The sequence below is a fragment of the Saccharophagus degradans 2-40 genome (assembly GCF_000013665.1).
GTDB classification, from domain to species: Bacteria; Pseudomonadota; Gammaproteobacteria; order Pseudomonadales; family Cellvibrionaceae; genus Saccharophagus; species Saccharophagus degradans.
Genome location: NC_007912.1, coordinates 613,368 through 632,437 on the forward strand (window position 1 = coordinate 613,368; position 19,070 = coordinate 632,437).

General features: G+C 46.7%; 14 protein-coding genes. 8 read left to right on the forward strand and 6 right to left on the reverse strand.

Features of this window, described 5'->3' with window-relative positions; translation table 11 throughout:
• Positions 1–306 precede the first annotated feature (306 nt).
• Both SDE_RS02725 and glnA read right to left on the reverse strand, forming a co-directional pair.
• A complete protein-coding gene (locus tag SDE_RS02725; RefSeq protein WP_083762928.1) occupies positions 307–858 on the reverse strand; it encodes a DUF4124 domain-containing protein in 552 nt (183 codons plus the stop codon).
• 73 nt (positions 859–931) lie between these two features.
• The gene (gene glnA / locus SDE_RS02730) at positions 932–2,338 is read right to left on the reverse strand and encodes a glutamate--ammonia ligase (protein ID WP_011466987.1); all 1,407 of its coding nucleotides are present in this window, start codon (positions 2,336–2,338) and stop codon (positions 932–934) included.
• Positions 2,339–2,625: 287 nt separating this feature from the next.
• Here glnA and thiI point away from each other — a divergent pair, with 287 nt between their 5' ends.
• The 3 genes from thiI to SDE_RS02745 all read left to right on the forward strand — a co-directional run bounded on the left by thiI (position 2,626) and on the right by SDE_RS02745 (position 5,920).
• Complete coding sequence (thiI, locus tag SDE_RS02735; protein WP_011466988.1) at positions 2,626–4,077, forward strand: tRNA uracil 4-sulfurtransferase ThiI; 1,452 nt, start codon at positions 2,626–2,628, stop codon at positions 4,075–4,077.
• Between the two features lie 40 nt (positions 4,078–4,117).
• Positions 4,118–4,561 (forward strand): hypothetical protein, encoded by a 444-nt coding sequence (locus tag SDE_RS02740; protein ID WP_011466989.1) that lies wholly within the window; start codon positions 4,118–4,120, stop codon positions 4,559–4,561.
• 201 nt (positions 4,562–4,762) lie between these two features.
• Positions 4,763–5,920 carry an AGE family epimerase/isomerase gene (locus SDE_RS02745; RefSeq protein WP_011466990.1) on the forward strand — a complete coding sequence of 386 codons (1,158 nt, stop codon included), beginning with the start codon at positions 4,763–4,765 and terminating at the stop codon, positions 5,918–5,920.
• Between the two features lie 41 nt (positions 5,921–5,961).
• On the opposite strand, the gene SDE_RS02750 is transcribed toward SDE_RS02745, so the two are convergent.
• Complete coding sequence (locus SDE_RS02750; protein WP_011466991.1) at positions 5,962–6,960, reverse strand: LacI family DNA-binding transcriptional regulator; 999 nt, start codon at positions 6,958–6,960, stop codon at positions 5,962–5,964.
• A gap of 310 nt (positions 6,961–7,270) precedes the next feature.
• On the opposite strand from SDE_RS02750, the gene SDE_RS02755 reads away from it, so the two are divergent.
• From SDE_RS02755 to typA, 5 genes are all read left to right on the forward strand, one after another.
• The gene (locus SDE_RS02755; protein ID WP_011466992.1) at positions 7,271–8,452 is read left to right on the forward strand and encodes a glycoside hydrolase family 130 protein; all 1,182 of its coding nucleotides are present in this window, start codon (positions 7,271–7,273) and stop codon (positions 8,450–8,452) included.
• A 1-nt stretch (position 8,453) separates the two neighbouring features.
• Positions 8,454–9,686: an AGE family epimerase/isomerase gene (locus SDE_RS02760; protein ID WP_011466993.1), complete on the forward strand. Its 1,233-nt coding sequence runs from the start codon at positions 8,454–8,456 to the stop codon at positions 9,684–9,686.
• A 65-nt stretch (positions 9,687–9,751) separates the two neighbouring features.
• The gene (locus SDE_RS02765) at positions 9,752–11,125 is read left to right on the forward strand and encodes a glycoside hydrolase 5 family protein (protein WP_011466994.1); all 1,374 of its coding nucleotides are present in this window, start codon (positions 9,752–9,754) and stop codon (positions 11,123–11,125) included.
• A gap of 189 nt (positions 11,126–11,314) precedes the next feature.
• Positions 11,315–13,357: a TonB-dependent receptor plug domain-containing protein gene (locus tag SDE_RS02770; protein WP_011466995.1), complete on the forward strand. Its 2,043-nt coding sequence runs from the start codon at positions 11,315–11,317 to the stop codon at positions 13,355–13,357.
• 118 nt (positions 13,358–13,475) lie between these two features.
• Positions 13,476–15,302, forward strand: a complete 1,827-nt coding sequence (typA, locus tag SDE_RS02775; protein WP_011466996.1) for a translational GTPase TypA — start codon at positions 13,476–13,478, stop codon at positions 15,300–15,302.
• A 103-nt stretch (positions 15,303–15,405) separates the two neighbouring features.
• Here typA and SDE_RS02780 read toward each other — a convergent pair whose 3' ends face one another.
• The 3 genes from SDE_RS02780 to SDE_RS02790 all read right to left on the reverse strand — a co-directional run bounded on the left by SDE_RS02780 (position 15,406) and on the right by SDE_RS02790 (position 18,988).
• Complete coding sequence (locus SDE_RS02780; RefSeq protein ID WP_011466997.1) at positions 15,406–16,017, reverse strand: YopT-type cysteine protease domain-containing protein; 612 nt, start codon at positions 16,015–16,017, stop codon at positions 15,406–15,408.
• Positions 16,018–16,102: 85 nt separating this feature from the next.
• Positions 16,103–18,034, reverse strand: coding sequence for a hypothetical protein (locus tag SDE_RS02785; protein ID WP_011466998.1), 1,932 nt, complete (start codon positions 18,032–18,034; stop codon positions 16,103–16,105).
• 51 nt (positions 18,035–18,085) lie between these two features.
• On the reverse strand, positions 18,086–18,988 hold the full coding sequence (locus SDE_RS02790) for a hypothetical protein (RefSeq protein ID WP_011466999.1): 903 nt from the start codon (positions 18,986–18,988) through the stop codon (positions 18,086–18,088).
• Positions 18,989–19,070: the final 82 nt, after the last annotated feature.

A 19,070-nucleotide genomic window follows, 5' to 3' on the forward strand; every position in this document is an offset into this window, starting at 1 on the left:
ATTAGCAAAAACCAAACCAATACTTGCGGGTGGATGAAAAAATTGCGTCTATTTGGGGCCAGCGTGGGTTTTACAGGCTTTAAGTAGCGAGTTTATTGCTGTTTATGACTCAAAATAGGCTGCAGTAAGCATTGTAGAGGTAATTTGATTACGAAAATTGACGTGTTTAGGTGCCAGTAAGAATATCTTAGCCATAATACTGCAATAAGTTGGGTCAGTATGGCGCCATTATGATGCTTTTAGAGGGGGAAAGATATGAGTTGTGCTTCAATATGGTGCGTTGCTTTTTGGGGTGGTGCGCTTAATTTATGGGCGAATAACGTAAAAGGTAACGTTAGCGGAGCTCGCAACTACTTTGCCTGAAGGCATCACCACTTTTACGGAAGCGGTATTTTTTCCGCGCTTTAGGGGGCCAACAGTTACGGTGGTGTCTCTAGTGGGCAACGTTACGGGCAGGCCATTCATAAAGAATTGGAACAGTTCGTCACCTGTTAAATCGCGGTTGCTGCTTAGGCTCATAGTGAGGGTTTTAAAGGCTGGGCCAACTTGTTGCTCGTGTGTTGGGCTAACCAGCGAAACTTTTATGGGTACAGGGCCGTAATTGGGTTTAGGCTTGGGAGCCATTATTTTTTGTGGTGGCTGGGTGTTTATCGGTGGAAGGTCGACTTTTTTTGAATCGTCTACTTTGCTATCGGTATAGGTTACTTTGCCGTTCTCATCGACGTGTTTGTATATGTCGGCCACTAAGGCTGAGCTGAGGGTGCAGCAGCACAGTGCGATAAGCCATTTCATTATCGAGGTGTTGCAATAGCTTTTGCGCATGGGGTCGGCTCCAGCTCGGTATGCTTTAGTTAGCATTAATATATGCTATATCCCAAAAACAAAAAAGCCCGCATAAAGCGGGCTTAGATGTAGAGCACAATAATCTAACTTATACGGAGTAGTACAAGTCGAACTCAAGCGGGTGAGTAGTGTGCTCAATTTTGAATACGTCTTCCATTTTCAACTCGATGTACGCGTCGATCATGTCGTCAGTGAATACGCCGCCTTGGGTAAGGAACTCGCGATCCTTGTCCAAGTTGTCCAACGCTTCGCGCAAGCTGCCACATACTTGTGGAATCTTGTCCGCTTCTTCTTTAGGAAGATCGTACAAGTCTTTATCAGCTGCATCGCCAGGGTGGATTTTGTTCTTAACGCCGTCAATACCAGCCATCAACATTGCTGCGAAGCATAGGTATGGGTTGGCAATTGGGTCAGCAAAACGCGCTTCGATACGCTTACCTTTTGGAGAAGGTACGTAAGGAATACGGATAGAAGCAGAACGGTTACGAGCAGAGTAAGCCAACATAACAGGAGCTTCGAAACCAGGAATCAAACGCTTGTAAGAGTTGGTGCCCGGGTTAGAGAATGCGTTAATTGCTTTGGCGTGCTTGATGATACCGCCGATGTAGTACAAAGCAGTTTCGCTTAGGCCTGCATAGCCGTCACCAGCAAATTGGTTTACGCCGTCTTTCCAGTAAGACTGGTGAACGTGCATGCCAGAACCGTTGTCGCCAACGATTGGCTTAGGCATAAAGGTAGCTGTTTTGCCGTATGCGTGAGCAACGTTGTGTACGCAGTACTTTAAAATCTGAACTTCGTCAGCTTTCTTAACTAGGGTGTTGAATTTCACGCCGATTTCACACTGACCAGCAGTAGCAACTTCGTGGTGGTGAACTTCAACGTCTAGACCCATTTGCATCATTGCGTTACACATTGACGCGCGGATGTCGTGTAGTGAGTCAACTGGTGGTACTGGGAAGTAGCCGCCTTTAACGCGTGGACGGTGACCTAGGTTGCCGTCGGTGAATTTGCTGCCTGATGACCAAGCTGCTTCTTCAGAGTTAATTTTAACGAAGCTACCGCTCATGTCGGCGCCCCATTTAACATCGTCAAATACGAAGAATTCTGGCTCAGGACCAAAGAATGCAGTGTCGCCCAAACCAGTAGACTTCAAGAATTCTTCAGCGCGCTTAGCAACAGAGCGTGGATCGCGCTCGTAGCCTTGACCGGTAGAAGGCTCAACAATGTCACAACGCAAGATAACGGTTGCTTCGTCGGTGAACGGGTCAAGCATTGCAGTGCTGTCGTCTGGCATAAGAATCATGTCGGACTCGTTGATGCCTTTCCAGCCAGCAATGGATGAACCATCGAACATTTGACCGTTTTCGAAGAATTCTTCGTCAACGTATGATGCTGGGATGGTAACGTGCTGTTCTTTACCTTTAGTGTCGGTAAAACGAAGATCTAACCACGTTGCTTCGCTTTCTTTGATCAAATTCAGAGTCTTCTCTGACATGAGGATGCCTCCAGAGTCATGGCCCTAGCCACATTGATGTTATTGATTAGTTGGGATCGGAAGGCTTAATTGTGTGCCCTCAGCGATTCGCCATCTTATAGTAATCTGTTAAAGACGCAAGATGGATGAGCGTAAGGTGGCAAATTATATGCCATAATTGTTGATTGACGTGAAACCCCGTATTACAGGGCTTCGGAGAAGGGTGATCAATTAGCGAGCAAAAAGAGTGCTCGCTATTGGTGCTTTGAATTTATGTTGCACTGAAGTGGTGCGTATGGTTTGTTGTTATGAGATTTGTTGTTCGTTTATTCCCTGAAATATCCATCAAAAGTGCCCCCGTGCGCAAGCGCTGGACAAAAATGCTAACCGATAACTTACGGTTGATGGCTAAGCGTATCCATCCAACCGCTAGGGTGAACAAAGAGTGGGATCGTATCGAGGTGACGGCCAAGGTGGATGACCCCGTTGTGGAGGGGCAGTTAATCGATATGTTGGCGCGTACACCGGGAATTGCGAACTTTTCCCATGTGCAAACGCACCCTTTTGAATCATTGCATGATATTTACGAGTTGGTACAAGCATCATGGGGTGACCAACTTAAGGGCAAAACCTTTTGTGTGCGAGTAAAGCGCACTGGCAACCACGATTTTACTTCTACCGAAGTCGAGCGCTATGTGGGTGGTGGCCTTAATCAAAATAACCCCACTGGCGGCGTAAAACTAAAAGACCCTGATGTGTCTATTGGTTTGGAAGTAAAAGATGATCAGGTGTATTTGGTAACCAAAAAATATCAGGGCTTAGGCGGCTTCCCCATGGGGACGCAGGAGTCTGTGCTATCTCTTATCTCTGGCGGCTACGATTCTACCGTTGCCAGCTTTCAAATGATCAAGCGCGGTTTGCGCACCCATTACTGCTTTTTTAATTTAGGGGGGCGCGAGCACGAGCTAGCAGTTAAAGAAATCGCGTTCTTTTTATGGAATCGATTCGGTTCTACTCACCGCGTGCGTTTTATCTCGGTGCCGTTTGAAGGTGTTGTAGGGGAAATTCTGCAAAAGGTTGGCCCTTCAAATATGGGCGTAGTACTTAAGCGTATGATGTTGCGTGCAGGTGAGCGCATTGCCGAGCGCGGCGGTATTGAGGCAATGGTGACCGGCGAGGCGGTGGCGCAGGTATCGAGCCAAACCATTCCCAACTTATCTGTGATTGATAGCGTTACCGATATGATGGTATTGCGACCGCTTATTGTGATGGATAAACGCGATATTATTGATATCTCCCGCAAAATTGGCGCAGAAGAGTTCTCTGCTGCTGTGCCTGAGTATTGCGGTGTTATTTCGGTAAAACCCTCTGCAAAAGTGAATCGTGCCAAGCTTGAGGCGGAAGAAGAAAAGTTTGATTTTTCTATCCTCGAACACGCGCTAGAAAACGCGGTAGTGCAATCTATCGATGAGGTGATGGATGATGCGCAAGAGCTTGCCGAGGTTGAATTGGTGTCGGAATTGCCCGTCAGTGCCAAAGTTATTGATATTCGCCATCACACCGAGCAAGAACTGCGACCCCTTACTGTTGAAGGGCGCGAAGTGTTGGAAATACCTTTTTACCAATTAAGCACAGCTTATGCAGAGTTGGATAAAGCCGTTAACTATTATTTATTTTGCGATAAGGGGGTAATGAGCGGGCTGCATGCTCGGCATTTGCTAGATGCTGGCTATACTAATGTAGGTGTTTATCGGCCTTAGGCTTCTCTAATCTGTACTCGTACAGTAGGTGCATAACAATATGGCGAGCTCAGAAACTAGAAAGCAACAAATAGTCGTAATCTGTGCGGCAATTTTGGTGGTATTGGCCTCTGTCATTACCACCGTCATTGTATCCGGTGTGGGTATGGGGGGCAGTGAAAAGGCCGGCTATCAAAATGTTACCTTTACTGATGCCGTACATACCTGCAGAAAAAACCTTCGTTCTACCTACGCCAATCAATTGGAATCGTTAGTGGTTGATGATCACTCTAGCCGCTATGACGACGCCGAGTTTGTGTACAAAATATTTTTTGATATGGATTTGAAGAAAAAGGGCGAGCCGCAGCGCAGCGTGAACTATGTAAATTGCTTTGTGCACGCATCCTCCGGCAGGGTGAGTAAGTTGGAGGTGTTTGAGGAAGTGGAAACAAGGGACCCTTCCATTCCGGGTAACGAAACTAACGCTTTCGGTTGGCCTAAATAAGCGCACTTCTATTCATTGTATTTTGTTTCCATCTTCTGGATTACGCTGCTTGAAAAGTGCGCAAATCACCATCTTGTAATCGGTTACATTTGGCGCAATAATGCCGCTTCTAATTTGAAGGTTATATTTTTACGGCTTGCGCGCTATGCTACGCCCCAAAATGGCAGGCTCGCCTAAAACCGTACTAGGAGTGGTGGTTAAATGAATGAAAAGTTGGTGCGCAACACGCAGAGATTGGTGGAATGGTTTAAGCAGGAGGCCCTACCGCTGTGGAGCACTGTAGGCATAAACCCCGATAACTTGGGCAGCTACGAGCGCTTAGATGCCAGCGGCAAGCCGGACCTCGATGTCAACCTGCGTGTTCGCGTGCAAGCGCGCCAAATGTTTACCTATAGCGTGGCCCATTATTTTGGGTGGACAGACGTGGCGCCACAGGTAGTAAAAGGGTTGGCGCAGTTTGTAGATAACTTTGGTCGCCACCCTTCTGGGCAGGGCTACGTGCACTTGCTCAACGCAAATTATGAGGTTATCGATAGTAAGCAGGACCTTTACGATCACGCCTTCTTTTTGCTTTCTCTTAGCTGGCGTTACCGCGCGTTTAATGATGACGAGTCTAAAATGGAGGCCGAAGAGCTGGTAGCGTTTTTAGATGAGAAGTTCGGTCAGAAGTGCGGCGGTTGGAGCGAAGGGGATTACGATGCCCCGTGCCGCAGACAAAACCCGCATATGCATCTGTTTGAAGCCTTTATGTCGTGGTACGAAGCCAGTGGTGATGCGAGCTGGCTTGCGCGCGCGGGTGAGATGTTTGCGCTATTTGAGACGCGCTTTTTCGACGACAGTGAAAACGTACTTTTGGAATTTTTCAACGACGATTGGACCCCATTGGCGGGTGATAAAGGGCGCATTGTTGAGCCTGGTCACATGTTTGAGTGGGTTTGGTTGCTGCGTTGGTATCAGGCGTGTAGTGGCCGCGAAGTAAGCCGCTATGCGGATGCACTGTTCCAAAAAGGGTTGGAAATTGGCTTGAATCAAAACGGTTTGGCTTACGATGCCGTTACCGCAGATGGCAAGGTGCTGGATGCCACCAAGCGCTGCTGGCCGCTTATAGAGTTGGTAAAAGCTGGGCTTGTGCAAGCCACCGCTGGCCATGAGCAGGGCGAGCAAATTGCTGCAGACGCGTTGGAGCGTTTGATTGATCGCTACTTGGTGTCTTCTACGCCGGGTGCGTATATCGACCAATTAAATGCCGATGATGAAGTCAGTGTGGATGTCGCCCCGGCGAGTACGTTGTACCACTTAATCGTTGTGGCGGTAGAAGCGCAGGATTACTTGCAGCAGTTAGAGATGGATAACGAATAATACGTTCCTGCGCTCGGTGATAACCGAGCGCAGTTTTACGTTTAGCCTTCTTTAGCTTTGTCTGTGCTTTTACGCACAATAAAATCGTAAGGTAAAACGTGCTCTTCCTTAGATAGTTCTTCACCCTCAATTAAGCGCAATAGCAAGTCTACCGCAATTTTACCCATATCTTCAGCGGGTTGGCTGATGGTGGTTAAGGGTGGATCGCAGTAACGAGCGTAATCAATATCGTCAAACCCTGTTACTGAAATATCCTGTGGTACGGCGTAGCCGTGCGACTTTAGTGACTGCACAGCGCCAATGGCCATTTCGTCATTCATGCACATAATGGCGGTTGGTGGTTTGTCTAGGCCGCACAATTTGTTGGCCGCATTCACGCCAGACCAAATACTGTATTCGCCCTCGGCAATTAAGCGTTCATCAAACTCAATGCCTGCCTCAGCTAAGCTTTGCTTGTAGCCTTTCATGCGGTCCATGGTGTGCGGGTTGCCGCGTAGGCCAGTAATTATGCCAATACGTTTGTGGTCTAGTGAAATAAGGTAATCCACCATATTCTTTGAGGCCAATACGTTATCTATTCGTATGCACGGCCCAGGTGTGTCTTCGGTGCCGCACAGGTTTATGTAGGGTAGGCCTAATGCTTTATTGGTGGGGGCGTCTGGCGAATGGGGGCGCAGTTGAATAATGCCGTCGGCAAGGCGCGTTTCTACTAGGCGAATATATTCTTTCTCTTTTGCGCCGGAATCTTGTGTATCGCCAAGCAGTACAGCATAGCCTCGCTTCTGGGCTTGATCTTCAATGGCGCGAATAACCAGCGAAAAGAACGGGTTGGCGATATCGGGTACTAACACAACTATGGAATAGGCCTTAGCTGAGCGAAAGTTGCGCGCCAGCATATTGGGGCGGTAGTTCACTTCTTCGATAGCCTGCTTAACCTTTTTCATGGAAGCGGGCGAGACTTTTTCTGGGTGGCTTAGTGCACGCGATACGGTCGCAACAGATACCCCTGCAACGCGCGCTACTTCTCTAATATTCGACATGGTGCCTCTGTTCGGCTAGATATTTAGTTTTATAGTGCGCCAAATGTAACCTGTTTCATGTAACAAAATCAAATAGTCTGTTTCGGCCTAAGACGCGCAATTCGTCATACGAATACTGGTTTTTTTTATTTTTGCACCGCGAGTTGGCTTGCAATTAATGGTGTAACCGATTACATTTATGTTTCTGATATTTTGATAAATACATTCATAGGGTGGGGTGCTTTGCGCGCGCAATTTGTGCGGGCCTAAAACGCAAAAGCCGTGTGGAGTAGTGAAGAATAAATAAAGTTTATTTTAGAGGTTCTGGTGAATGAGTAATTTTAAAAACGCTGTGCAATCGTTGTTTGACGCCCATAGAGCGTTAATAAATAAAAAAAATAGCCCAGCGCAATCAAATGGTATCTACCAGCGTTGGGCCAACCCTATTATCACTGCTGCCCACGCCCCAATTTTTTGGCGTTATGATCTTAACGAAAGCACAAACCCAAAGTTGCTTGAGCGCCAAGGTGTCAATGCAACCCTAAACAGCGGTGCCATTATGTTTAATGGCAAATTTACGTTGGTCGTGCGAGTAGAGGGTAATGATCGCAAATCGTTTTTTGCTGTAGCGCAAAGTGATAACGGCGTAGACGGTTTTGAATTTTGGGATCACCCCATCACTATGCCGCAAACAGATCGCCCCGATACCAATGTGTACGACATGCGCTTAACTCAGCACGAAGATGGTTATATTTACGGTTTATTCTGCACCGAAAGAAAAGATTTAGAGCGTTTAGCTGATACCTCTGCCGCTGAGGCCCAGTGCGGCATTGCACGCACAAAAGATTTAGTTAACTGGGAGCGCCTACCCGATTTAATTACCTACTCTGGCCAACAGCGCAACGTGGTGTTGCACCCAGAATTTGTGGATGGCAAATACGCGCTATACACGCGCCCGCAGGATGGTTTTATTAGTGTTGGCGGCGGCGGCGGTATTGGCTGGGGCTTAACCGACAGCATGGAGCGCGCCGAAGTTAAAGAAGAAGTGATTGTGGATGAGAAGGTATACCACACCATAAAAGAAGTTAAAAATGGCCAAGGCCCAGCGCCCATTAAAACCCCGCAGGGTTGGTTGCACCTAGCACATGGTGTGCGCAATACCGCCGCGGGTTTGCGTTATGTGTTGTATGTATTTATGACAGAACTGGAGCGCCCTTGGGTTGTTACCCATCGCCCTGCAGGGCATTTTATTGCGCCAGATGGTGCCGAGCGAGTAGGTGATGTATCGAATGTTGTTTTTACTAACGGCTGGATACAAACCGACAAAGACGAGGTGTTTATTTATTACGCTTCATCGGATACGCGCATGCATGTGGCGACTAGCACCGTAGAGCAATTAGTTGACTACGCTATAAACACGCCCGAAGACGGTTTAACATCAGCGGCTTCGGTTGAAGCGCGCAACGCATTAATAGATGGCAATTTAGCCGCGATGAAAGCGTTGGGCTTGTAAGATGGGTGTGCCGCTTAAAAAAAATAAATTGAATTATTCCGATTTGAATAATGCTTTTGAATCGGAGTTACACGCTATAGCCGATTGGTGGGTGGACAATACGGTCGATGAAATCCACGGTGGTTTTGTGGGTGAAATGAGCGTAGACAACAAGGTGAACGCCACAGCCGATAAAGGCATTATCCTCAATACGCGTATTCTTTGGTTTTTTAGCGAAGCGGCACTGTTTACCGGCAACAAGCGCTATGCGCAAATGGCTGAGCGCGCATACTATTATATAGTGGACCATTTTTTAGATACCGAACATGGCGGTGTATTTTGGGCGTTAGATTACCGCGGTAACGTTGTAAATAACCGCAAACAAGTATATGCACAGGCGTTTGCCATTTACGGTTTAAGCGCTTATTACAGGCTTACTAAGCAAGCCGACGTGCTGGCGCAGGCGCATGCTATTTTTGAGCTAACAGAAGCCAACGCGCAGGATGAAAATCACCAAGGCTATTTAGAGGCTTTCTCTAATACTTGGGGTCGCTTAGACGATATGCGTTTAAGCGAAAAAGATTTAAATTCGCCCAAGTCCATGAACACGCATTTACACATTCTAGAAGCTTATACCGCATTACATATTGCCGCACCCAGCCCAAAAGTGAGCGCAGCTATAAAGCATTGCTTAGAGTTGTTCGACCGTTACATTATCAACAAGGCAAACTGGCATTTGCGCATGTTTCAAGATATGGATTGGGAGGATGTTTCCGCAAGCTATTCCTACGGGCATGATATTGAGTGCAGTTGGTTGATGTGGGAGGCGGTCGAGTCTTTAGAGTCCGAAGAGTTGCATGCACACTACAAACCCGCGGTTATTGCCTTAGCCGAAACCTGTTTAGAGCAGGGTATTGGCAGGTACAACGAAGTGCTCGATGCATACAACTTTGAAACCCAAACGTTGGTGGATGAGCGCGTGTGGTGGGTGCAAGCCGAAGCCCTGGTTGGCTTTTTAAATGCCTACCACCTTGCCGGTGAGCAGCGATATTTAGATGCAGCATTAAATGTTTGGGAATTTATAAATAGCTATCAAAAAGATAGCGTTGGGGGCGAGTGGCATTGGTTGTCGCGTTTAGATTTACCCCACACGGGCGATTGTAAAATGGGCCCTTGGAAAGCGCCGTACCATAATGGCCGCGCTATGATGGAATCGATAAAGCTTGTGCAGAGAATATTTGGTAATAACGAATAAATTTTTTACAGAACGATAAAATCAACTAAAAAACTAACTATAAAAGCAAAACCCCGGAGACTATTATGGTGAACTACTTAAAGCGCGCTGCCCTGTGCATGCTTGCGCTCGTTGCTGTGGCTTGCGCCAAATCGCAGCCAGAAACAAAAGTTGAAGAGCTGCCTGCCACCAAAACTGCGGCAAATGCCGGTGTGGCAGCGACAGAGTTTGTGCAAGTAAATGGTGGCCGCTTTACATTGCGCGGGCAGGACTACGCCTACATAGGCACTAATATGTGGTTTGCCGCGTATATTGGTTCTACCAACCCTGAATACGGCGATCGCGAGCGCCTAATTAAAGAACTCGATTTATTAAAATCCTTGGGTGTGACCAACCTGCGTATTTTAGGAGCATCCGAAAAATCTCCATTGCGCGATTCCATGAAACCGGCAATTAGTGAGCGCGGTGAAATTAACCAGCACGATATTTTAGAGGGCTTAGATTTTGCGTTAGCTGAAATGGCTAAGCGCGATATGAAAGCCGTGATATTTCTGAATAACTTTTGGGAATGGTCCGGCGGTATGGCGACTTACCTAAGCTGGGTTAACGGTGGCGAAATTGTTGATATGGCAGACCCCACCAAACCATGGCCAGCTTTTGCACTTTTTTCAGCGGGGTTTTACTCTAATGAAGAGGCGAAACAACTATTCAATAATTACCTTACAAAAGTTGTAAGCCGCCGCAATACCATTACCGGCGAGTTGTACGCTAACGACCCCACTATTATGTCTTGGCAGCTCGCTAACGAGCCGCGCCCAGGTAACGGCGATGTGAGCAAGTCTAACTTACCCGCCTATTACGATTGGATAAGTAAAACCACTCAGCTAATTAAAAGCATTGCCCCTAAGCAGTTGGTGTCGATTGGTAGCGAAGGTACCATGGGCTGCTTAGAGTTGGATGAGTGCGTTATTACCGCCCACAAAGAAACAGGTATCGACTACGTTACATTCCATATGTGGCTTAAAAACTGGGGCTGGTTCGATGTGCAAAACGCAGAGCAAACCTACGACAGCGCAGTTGCTACTGCAGATAAATATATCGATCACCACATTAAACTGGCTAACGAGTTAAATATGCCGGTGGTGCTGGAAGAGTTTGGTATGGAGCGCGACGGAGGTGAATTCTCCCCAGAAAGCGCGGTAACCTATCGCGATAAATTCTATGCCTATGTGTTCGATCGCCAAATTAAAAGTATTCGCTCTGGCGGGCCGTTTGTAGGGTCCAACTTTTGGGCGTGGGGCGGTTATGGCAAAGCCATGCACGATGATGCTGTATGGCGCAAAGGCGATAAAACCTTTGTTGGTGACCCGCCGCAGGAGCCGCAAGGTTTAAATGCGGTATTTGCTTCCGATACTTCAACGCTGGAAGTGTTGAAGCAAGCGGCGGACGCTATTCGGTAACTTAATTCACCGCTGTAGCTTGTGCCGGTTTAACGATAAACGCGCCAATGTTGGCGCGTTTTTACTTTTTTCTCCCATCATCTACCGAATCTGCGCGATATATCCCCTATACTTACTTGATATTAGAGCCCCCTTCCGTTTACCGTTGTGTTTTGTTGCGAAACCAGCAAAAGGAACTCTGCCATTCGCATGAGTATTGGTTATTCAAAAATACATATACTTAAACAACTGCTTGCTGCGGTTGGTTTAGGTGTGGCAGCGAATGTAAGTGCACAGGATGATCACGCGCTATTTGGTATGTCCCTAGAAGAGCTGCTAAACGTACCGGTTAAAAGCGCAACGCTTACCGAGCTTGATATTCTCTCTGCACCGTCTTCCATTTCTTTATTTCATCACCAGCAATTCGAATTGATGGGGGTGGATTACCTGCATGAGCTTATTAATTTTGTGCCTGGCTTTCAGGCGTTTAGGCAGGGCGATGGGCCCAACGAATACTACATAAGTGCTCGCGGCCGACGCACTGGTAGCTCAAACCGCGAAATTTTAGTGTTGGTAGATGGCCAGCGACAAAATCGAGATTTTGATGGCGCTTTGGCTGTACCCGTTATATTGCTTGCGGGCGTAGAAAAAATAGAATTTATTCGCGGCCCCGGCTCCGCGTTATACGGCTCAAACGCTTTTATGGGGGTGATTGATATCACCACCAAAAAGGGCGTAAACCGTATCGAGTCGTCGTTGAGTACAGGGGATGCGGGAACTAAAATCGTGCATGCGCAGGCCAGCTATGCGGTATCCAATTGGACCCTTAATGCGCAGCTTACGGGGTTAATCGACGAGGGGCAGCGCTATAATGTTGCCGATACCTTCACTGGGTTACCTACCACCATTACCGACCCGCACTCAGGCACAAGCCTGCGCTTAAGTGCTAGCTCGAATAACACCAGCGTTACTTTTGTTTCTGAGCGCAGGCGTAGTAAAAATTTCTATATACCCGATACCACAGCAGAAGGCACCAGCCGCACCATTAACCCCGTAGACGGGCTGAGCCTTAGCCACCGCTGGCAGGCGGCGCCAGATTTAACGGTAAACTTTAGTAGCTCTTACTCCCATCTGGCCTACGAGGCGCAGTTGTTTATTGCGCCAGTAGGTGCATTGGCGGCGGTAAGCAGCCCATCCGGTACAGACCCTTTTATTATTCAGTTAGAGCAGCCACAGCGAAACCTTGTGGGGGCAGTGCAGGGCGACTGGCAGTGGCAGCCGGATATAAGCTTTCAGGGCGGGGTGGAGTGGCGCAAAGGGCATTATGGCGATTTGCGGGTGCGCAATAATTACGATTTAACCGCTTTAGCCAATGGTGACTACCCAATTGCGTTTTATGGCGACGAAGAGCGTTATAGTTACGTGTACCACGCGTTCGACCGCACCGTGCTAGCAGGTTACTTGCAGGCGCAAGCTAAGCTCAATGACGATTGGGCACTTACTGTAGGGGGGCGTTATGACCGCTATTCAAGCAGTGGTTCTGCCTATAGCCCTAGGCTGGCGTTGGTTAGAACGCTTACGGCTAACCAGTCGTTAAAACTGTTGTACGGCGAGGCATTTCGCGCGCCAACTATTAACGAATTAGCAGCAGAGAATAATATTTATGTTACCGGCAACCCGCAATTAGACTCAGAAAGGGTCTCTACCCTCGAGCTTGTATGGGTTGGGGCGTGGGAGCGCCGCCAGTTGAGTGTGTCGATGTTTCAAAATCAATTTAAAGATGGCATCTTTCAGCGTGTGATGGGCAATAACCGTATCTTTGCAAACTCACAGAATGAAGAGAGCGCAAGCGGTGCAGAGCTTGGCTACTTTGAGCAGTTAAGTGACTATTGGCAGGTGCGTGCCAGCGCCTCACATGTGTTTACACCGCTGGATGAGGGCTTTCGCCTTGCCGATACCACGGGCTCCGTTACGGTTAACTACCAAAAGAGCAAGTGGAACCTAAATGTCGGCTGGGTGTTCACCGGCGAGCGCGAGCAGGTTGTACCGTCTGGTGACCGCCTTACCCTCGACAGCTATCAGTGGTTTACCGCAAAAGTACGCTATCAGTGGGCAAAGAATCGAGACCTGTGGCTACAGGTTAAAAATGCTGCAGATACTAATTACCAAACACCGGCACAAAGCGAAAGCCTCGAATATGGCCTGCCAAATAGGGGCCGCGAGCTAAGTCTGGGGCTTAGTCTTGGCTTTTAAACCCATTAATTTCGCATTGAGCAAAAACTGCGCTATCGTTTGAGCCCCACTACCTCTATAATGCCGCGTCTTTAAATCAGGCTATCCCTGAATCTGTACCCAAAACGAGGCTGTTGCAGTGTCCCTTCCCGATATTACTAAACTTCGCAATGTTGCCATCATTGCTCACGTTGACCATGGCAAAACCACACTTGTTGATAAATTACTGCAGCAATCTGGCACGCTCGATCGCAAAGACCAAGGTGCCGAGCGCATCATGGATTCCAACGACCAAGAGAAAGAGCGTGGAATTACTATTTTGGCGAAAAACACCGCCATCCAATGGAATGATTACCGCATTAACATCGTAGATACCCCAGGGCACGCCGACTTCGGCGGCGAAGTGGAGCGCGTATTGTCGATGGTAGATAGCGTATGTTTGTTGGTTGATGCCGTAGATGGCCCTATGCCACAAACCCGCTTTGTAACCTCTAAGGCCTTTGAAAAAGGTTTGCGCCCTATTGTTGTTATCAACAAAATTGACCGCCCAGGTGCGCGTCCAGATTGGGTTATGGACCAAATCTTCGATTTGTTCGATAACTTAGGCGCAACCGAAGAGCAACTAGACTTCCCAGTGGTATACACCTCTGCATTAAACGGTATTGCCGGCACCGACCCAGAGAAGATGTCAGAAGACATGACTCCTCTGTATCAAATGATTGTTGATGAGTGCCCAGTACCCGAAGTAGACCCAGCTGGCTCGTTCCAAATGCAAGTATCTGCATTGGCTTACGATAGCTACGTAGGTGTAATTGGTGTGGGCCGCATTACCCGCGGTACCCTTAAGCCTAATCAGCAAGTGATTGTTAAGTCTGCCAACGGCAAAGAGCGCAAAGGTAAAGTACTAACGGTTAAAGGTTACTTAGGTTTGGAGCAGGTTGAAACGCAATTGGCCAGCGCCGGTGAAATTGTGTGTATTAACGGCATCGACGGCTTAAGCATTTCTGATACATTATGTGACCCAGAAAACGTAGAAGCCCTGCCAGCACTATCGGTAGATGAACCAACCGTAAGCATGAACTTTATTGTTAACGATTCACCTTTCGCCGGTCGCGAAGGTAAGTTTGTAACAACCCGTAATATTAAAGACCGTTTAGATCAAGAATTGATTCACAACGTGGCACTGCGCGTACAGCAGGGCGATACTCCAGATAAATTTATCGTATCTGGTCGCGGTGAATTGCATTTGTCGGTATTAATCGAAACCATGCGTCGCGAAGGTTTCGAAATGGGTGTATCTCGTCCTGAAGTTATTCAAAAAGTTGTCGATGGTGAAGTGCAAGAGCCGTACGAAAACGTCGTTATCGACGTTGAAGAGCAGCACCAAGGTTCCATTATGGAAGAGCTTGGTTTGCGTAAGGGCGAGTTAACTAACATGGAGCCAGACGGTAAAGGCCGTGTGCGTTTGGAGTTTTTGACTCCTTCGCGCGGTTTGATTGGTTTCCGTGGCGCTTTCCTAACCATGACATCTGGTTCAGGTATTATGACCAGCATCTTCTCTCACTACGGCCCAGTTAAAGTGGGTGATGTAGTAAGCCGTCAAAACGGCGTACTAGTGAGCATGGTTAAAGGCAAAACAGCTGCATACTCGCTGTTTAACCTACAAAGCCGCGGTCGCCTATTCTTAGGTCACGCTGTTGAGGTTTACGAAGGCCAAGTAATTGGTATTCACTCGCGCGACAACGACTTAGCGGTTAACCCAACCAAAGGTAAGCAGCTAACCAACGTTCGTGCATCGGGTACCGATGAAGCCCTAACACTTGTACCACCAATCAAACATACACTTGAGCAAGCGCTAGAGTTTATTGAAGATGATGAGTTGGTAGAAGTAACTCCAGAAAGCATTCGTATTCGCAAAAAGTTATTAACCGAAACCGAACGCAAGCGCTCTAAAAACAGCAAGTAATTAATACGGTTTTTAATACAAATAGTATTTAAGCTGAACCAAATAAAAAGGCTTGACGGGAAACCGCCAAGCCTTTTTTGCATTTGCTAAGGCGTAGAATGCGTTAGGCAAATGTTTCTAAGGAATATTGTATGTTGGACCAACCTCGGTACAGATACATAACGCTAGCAATCGCTTCTACTGTATCCCCTTCGCCAAAAGCTTCCCACTTGCCTTGGTTCGAGTCAAAAACGGCTATATCTTCGCTTTTACCGTAGAGGCTGTATTTTCGATAAATACCAATTGCGTGTGCGCCTTCATCCCCTTTAATTAAAAGCAGCGTGTAGCGTCCATTCTGGGTTAATACTTTGTGTGCGATATCGCGTAGTGCGAGTGCATTGTAATCTCTAACATCCTGTGCAGATTCTATTTTTAGCTCGTGATCTTTAAGTACTTTCCGGGCGTAATCACTGCTCCCTATTCCGTTATTATTTGCACCGTACTCATTCTGAAATTGAATGGCTTCTTTAGCGTAGCCCATGCCTAGAAGCGGCGCTTTTTCATTACTCGCTTTACTGGAGTTTAAATCGTCCCAGAACCGTTGTTCTTCGCCAGTAAAGCCTTTACTAATAGCGACCAGCCACTGCACGGTAAGCCCCAAACATATACCGCCTGGGTTTTGTCTTCCCGTGGCTTCGATTAACTCAGATTGACGGAAATGTATTGTTTTGTTCATAGTAGAGTACATCCTGTTATGAAATATTTTGGATCTATTGCCATTTATTTGTTGGGGCAGCAAGTGCCCCCTAGTGCATATTTGTTTAGCTAGCGGCTAATTCGCTTCTTGCTTGATTTATATATGCTACTTTTGCGTCGCTTGCTTGCTGGCGTTCGTCGGCAATCTGCTCTAGCTTGGCTGAGGCCTCAATAAGGTACGCGCTAAGCTCGTCGCCAGTAATATATGTCCCGTTTAGTCGGTTAAGCTTGGTCCAGCCATCTGCAAAGTTTTGGCAAAACTTATCGGAAACTGCTGTAACAGCATGCCACTCGGCAGTTTGGTTAACAAAAAAGTGGTCTGCGGTTGTAATAACCTGTGCCAGCCTATTTCTGCGCAAAGTTGTTTTTTCTGCTGTTTTGTCAATGCTTTCAACTTGTTGGCTGGCTTCAGTAGAAATTTGGCTCATGAAATCAGCGAAAGATTTAAAAAAGAATGCGATCTCTTGAATAATTTCTTTTGCGCGCTTTAGTGCACTAAGGCTTAGGTTGAGCGACTTGATGGCCAGCTGAATAGTTTCTTCTTCGCTGCGATTGCCTTTGAGTAACGCTTTAATCTTTATAAGCTCAGCAGTTTGATTGCGTTTCTCGTTTTCGTATTCCTCCACTTTGTCGAGCATTTTCATTTGCATTTCACGTAAGCTACTGGCTTGGTCTTGCTGGGTTTGCGACATTTTGCCCATAGTTTCGCTAAGCTGATTTAGGCTTTGGTTTAATCCGGCTAGCGCCGCGCCTATTTGATCGGCATTATCTGTCGCTAACTCTAATTCTTTGCGAGCGCTAGCTATTCTTACTTCAATAGCTTTTATTTCTGGGTTTGAACTAACAGGTTCGTCGTTTGCGGTTGTGGCTTGCGCCTCTTCATCACTCTCTGGCTTTTCGCTATCTTCCGCGTCGTCGGTGTTGGTTGCAGGTTGCTTGCTGCTTTTGTCTGCTTCAATAAGTGCGGTTTTTTGTTGTTCAAGGTCCGATATTTTTAGCAAAATTTCATTTTTCTTTGCGTCAGCCGTTTTCTTTCTGGCCTCTATTTCGGATATTTGCGAGCGCAGTTGGGCTTCGTTCGTGGCGCTGTCTGCAGTGCTGGACGATGTGGAATCTCCCGTGGCTGCAGGTACGTTACCAGTTTGGTTTATGCTGCTCATAGTGGAGGCTGCTAGGAATGACCCTGGGCCGCCAGCGGCCATTGCTACTGCAGGTAAAGCGGCAGATACTATTTGTGCACCAGCTTGTACAATAGACATAACAAATGCGCGCTCTTCTGCGGTTTCCGCACGGCTTTCATAGTCGCGTGCCATTTTTTCAAATTTTGCTACGCGCTCTTGTAAATCGTCTACCAACGACTCCAATTGTTCGCGTCTTGCATTCGCTTCGTTAATTTCTTTTTCGATGGCGGCTTTATCTTTTAGTTTTGTACTTAGTGCTTCTTCGCTGCTATTAGATGCTGATTTGGTTTCGTCAATAATAGCTTCGTAGTTCGTCGAAATGTTTAGTAGATCATTTTGTACTTCTGTTGCTTTGTCTCGAATAATTGTTGCTAATTCACGCATATCCGTTGTTACAAAGTCTTTAATCTCAGCGGCTTCGTTGCCTTCTTTTATATCTAGCCAATCAGGAAAGAAGTCACTAATTTGCTTTTGAATATAATCGGCTATGCGTAACGCTTTACTCATGGTTACTTCGCTTTTTTGTTGCGCCTTAATGAGTGCACTCATAACTTCCGATATCTTTACGCGAATACTGCCGTTAGATTGGGGCGTGGTGTTATATGCGATGTATAGAAGTTCAATAGCGTTGTCGGTATCTTTTTTTGACCTTTCAATATCGTAGCGACCTTTAAGTTTGGTTATGTAGTGCTGGCTTATTGTGTCTGTTGCTTTAGGTAGGGTAATTGGAACTTGGCTGCATATTTTTTCAAGTTCACTATTAATTGATACGTTTAACTTTTGCTCTAGGCTTTCGAATCTTTCGATATTGTTCATTTTTAAATTCCTTATATTAAGAAGTTAGATTGAATGGTAGTAGGTAAAAAGTTAGCTACAATTGGCGCCCTGATGGGCGAGTAGTGATATTGCTTGGTTAATTTTGTTTGGCGATGCGTCGATAATGGCTTGTAGCTGTTCGGAATTTCTATGTATTTGTCGTACCGTGCGCCGCTTCGCTTCATCGTTGTTTACTGCAGATGCATTTGCTAGTGTTTCGTTACAGTTTTCTATTAATTCATTAGAGGAATGAATGTGTTCCATTAACACTGAAGACTGGCCTTTAAGATTGCTTATAGCCTGTTCTGATTCGTCGATGGCCTTATTTGTTTTTCTCGCTTCGCGAGAGGTATTGGTGAATGCGCTCTTTATTGCATTAAATTCATCGCGCGTTTTGTTGTAACGAGACTCGGCGCCGGTGAATTTTTTATTAGCCGTAGCTAAATCGGCATCGACGTTGTCTATTAGCCCAATTAGCTTTCCGAATTCACTCGCCCATTCACAGGTTTTGTTAATGGTCCACCACTGTTTCTTACAGTGCTCTATATCTCGTTTCTCTTGGCGCTTCTTCGCTTCTAGTCGATTTTTCTCGTTTTTTAGTTCTTTGAGTTTTTTAGCCTCGGTGGCCATTAATTTTTTCTGTTCGGAAATTTGCGCTTCCTTGACGGTCATTGATTCTTGCTGCTTTTGCTGTTTCTGGATTAATTTGCCAAGCGTAATTTCTAAGCTGTTTGTTCGCTGACTGATAACCGCTTGCTGAGTTTCCACGCACTGCAGTACGTGCTTGGCTTTATCTTCTAACTGAGTAACCGTGGTTATCTTTGTCTGGTAATCGGTAAGTACAGCGGGGTCGATGCTTTGCGCAAATGCACTTGTTGAGATGGCTAGCCACAGGCATAGGCATACAACAAACGTTATTAGTTGGTTGCTTTTTACTCTATTGCTGGAATACATTTTGATCTCCTTGTAATAAACGACGCATATAAAATATGTTGATCTTTGTGCCAGAGCATCCACTGCTACATATGTCCTTGTT

Excerpts from the sequence above, each read along its gene's own strand:
- SDE_RS02725 (WP_083762928.1), bottom strand. The coding sequence starts at position 858 with ATGCTAACTAAAGCATACCGAGCTGGAGCCGACCCCATGCGCAAAAGC.
- glnA (WP_011466987.1), bottom strand. The coding sequence starts at position 2,338 with ATGTCAGAGAAGACTCTGAATTTGATCAAAGAAAGCGAAGCAACGTGG.
- thiI (WP_011466988.1), top strand. The coding sequence starts at position 2,626 with ATGAGATTTGTTGTTCGTTTATTCCCTGAAATATCCATCAAAAGTGCC.
- SDE_RS02740 (WP_011466989.1), top strand. The coding sequence starts at position 4,118 with ATGGCGAGCTCAGAAACTAGAAAGCAACAAATAGTCGTAATCTGTGCG.
- SDE_RS02745 (WP_011466990.1), top strand. The coding sequence starts at position 4,763 with ATGAATGAAAAGTTGGTGCGCAACACGCAGAGATTGGTGGAATGGTTT.
- SDE_RS02750 (WP_011466991.1), bottom strand. The coding sequence starts at position 6,960 with ATGTCGAATATTAGAGAAGTAGCGCGCGTTGCAGGGGTATCTGTTGCG.
- SDE_RS02755 (WP_011466992.1), top strand. The coding sequence starts at position 7,271 with ATGAGTAATTTTAAAAACGCTGTGCAATCGTTGTTTGACGCCCATAGA.
- SDE_RS02760 (WP_011466993.1), top strand. The coding sequence starts at position 8,454 with ATGGGTGTGCCGCTTAAAAAAAATAAATTGAATTATTCCGATTTGAAT.
- SDE_RS02765 (WP_011466994.1), top strand. The coding sequence starts at position 9,752 with ATGGTGAACTACTTAAAGCGCGCTGCCCTGTGCATGCTTGCGCTCGTT.
- SDE_RS02770 (WP_011466995.1), top strand. The coding sequence starts at position 11,315 with ATGAGTATTGGTTATTCAAAAATACATATACTTAAACAACTGCTTGCT.
- SDE_RS02780 (WP_011466997.1), bottom strand. The coding sequence starts at position 16,017 with ATGAACAAAACAATACATTTCCGTCAATCTGAGTTAATCGAAGCCACG.
- SDE_RS02785 (WP_011466998.1), bottom strand. The coding sequence starts at position 18,034 with ATGAACAATATCGAAAGATTCGAAAGCCTAGAGCAAAAGTTAAACGTA.
- SDE_RS02790 (WP_011466999.1), bottom strand. The coding sequence starts at position 18,988 with ATGTATTCCAGCAATAGAGTAAAAAGCAACCAACTAATAACGTTTGTT.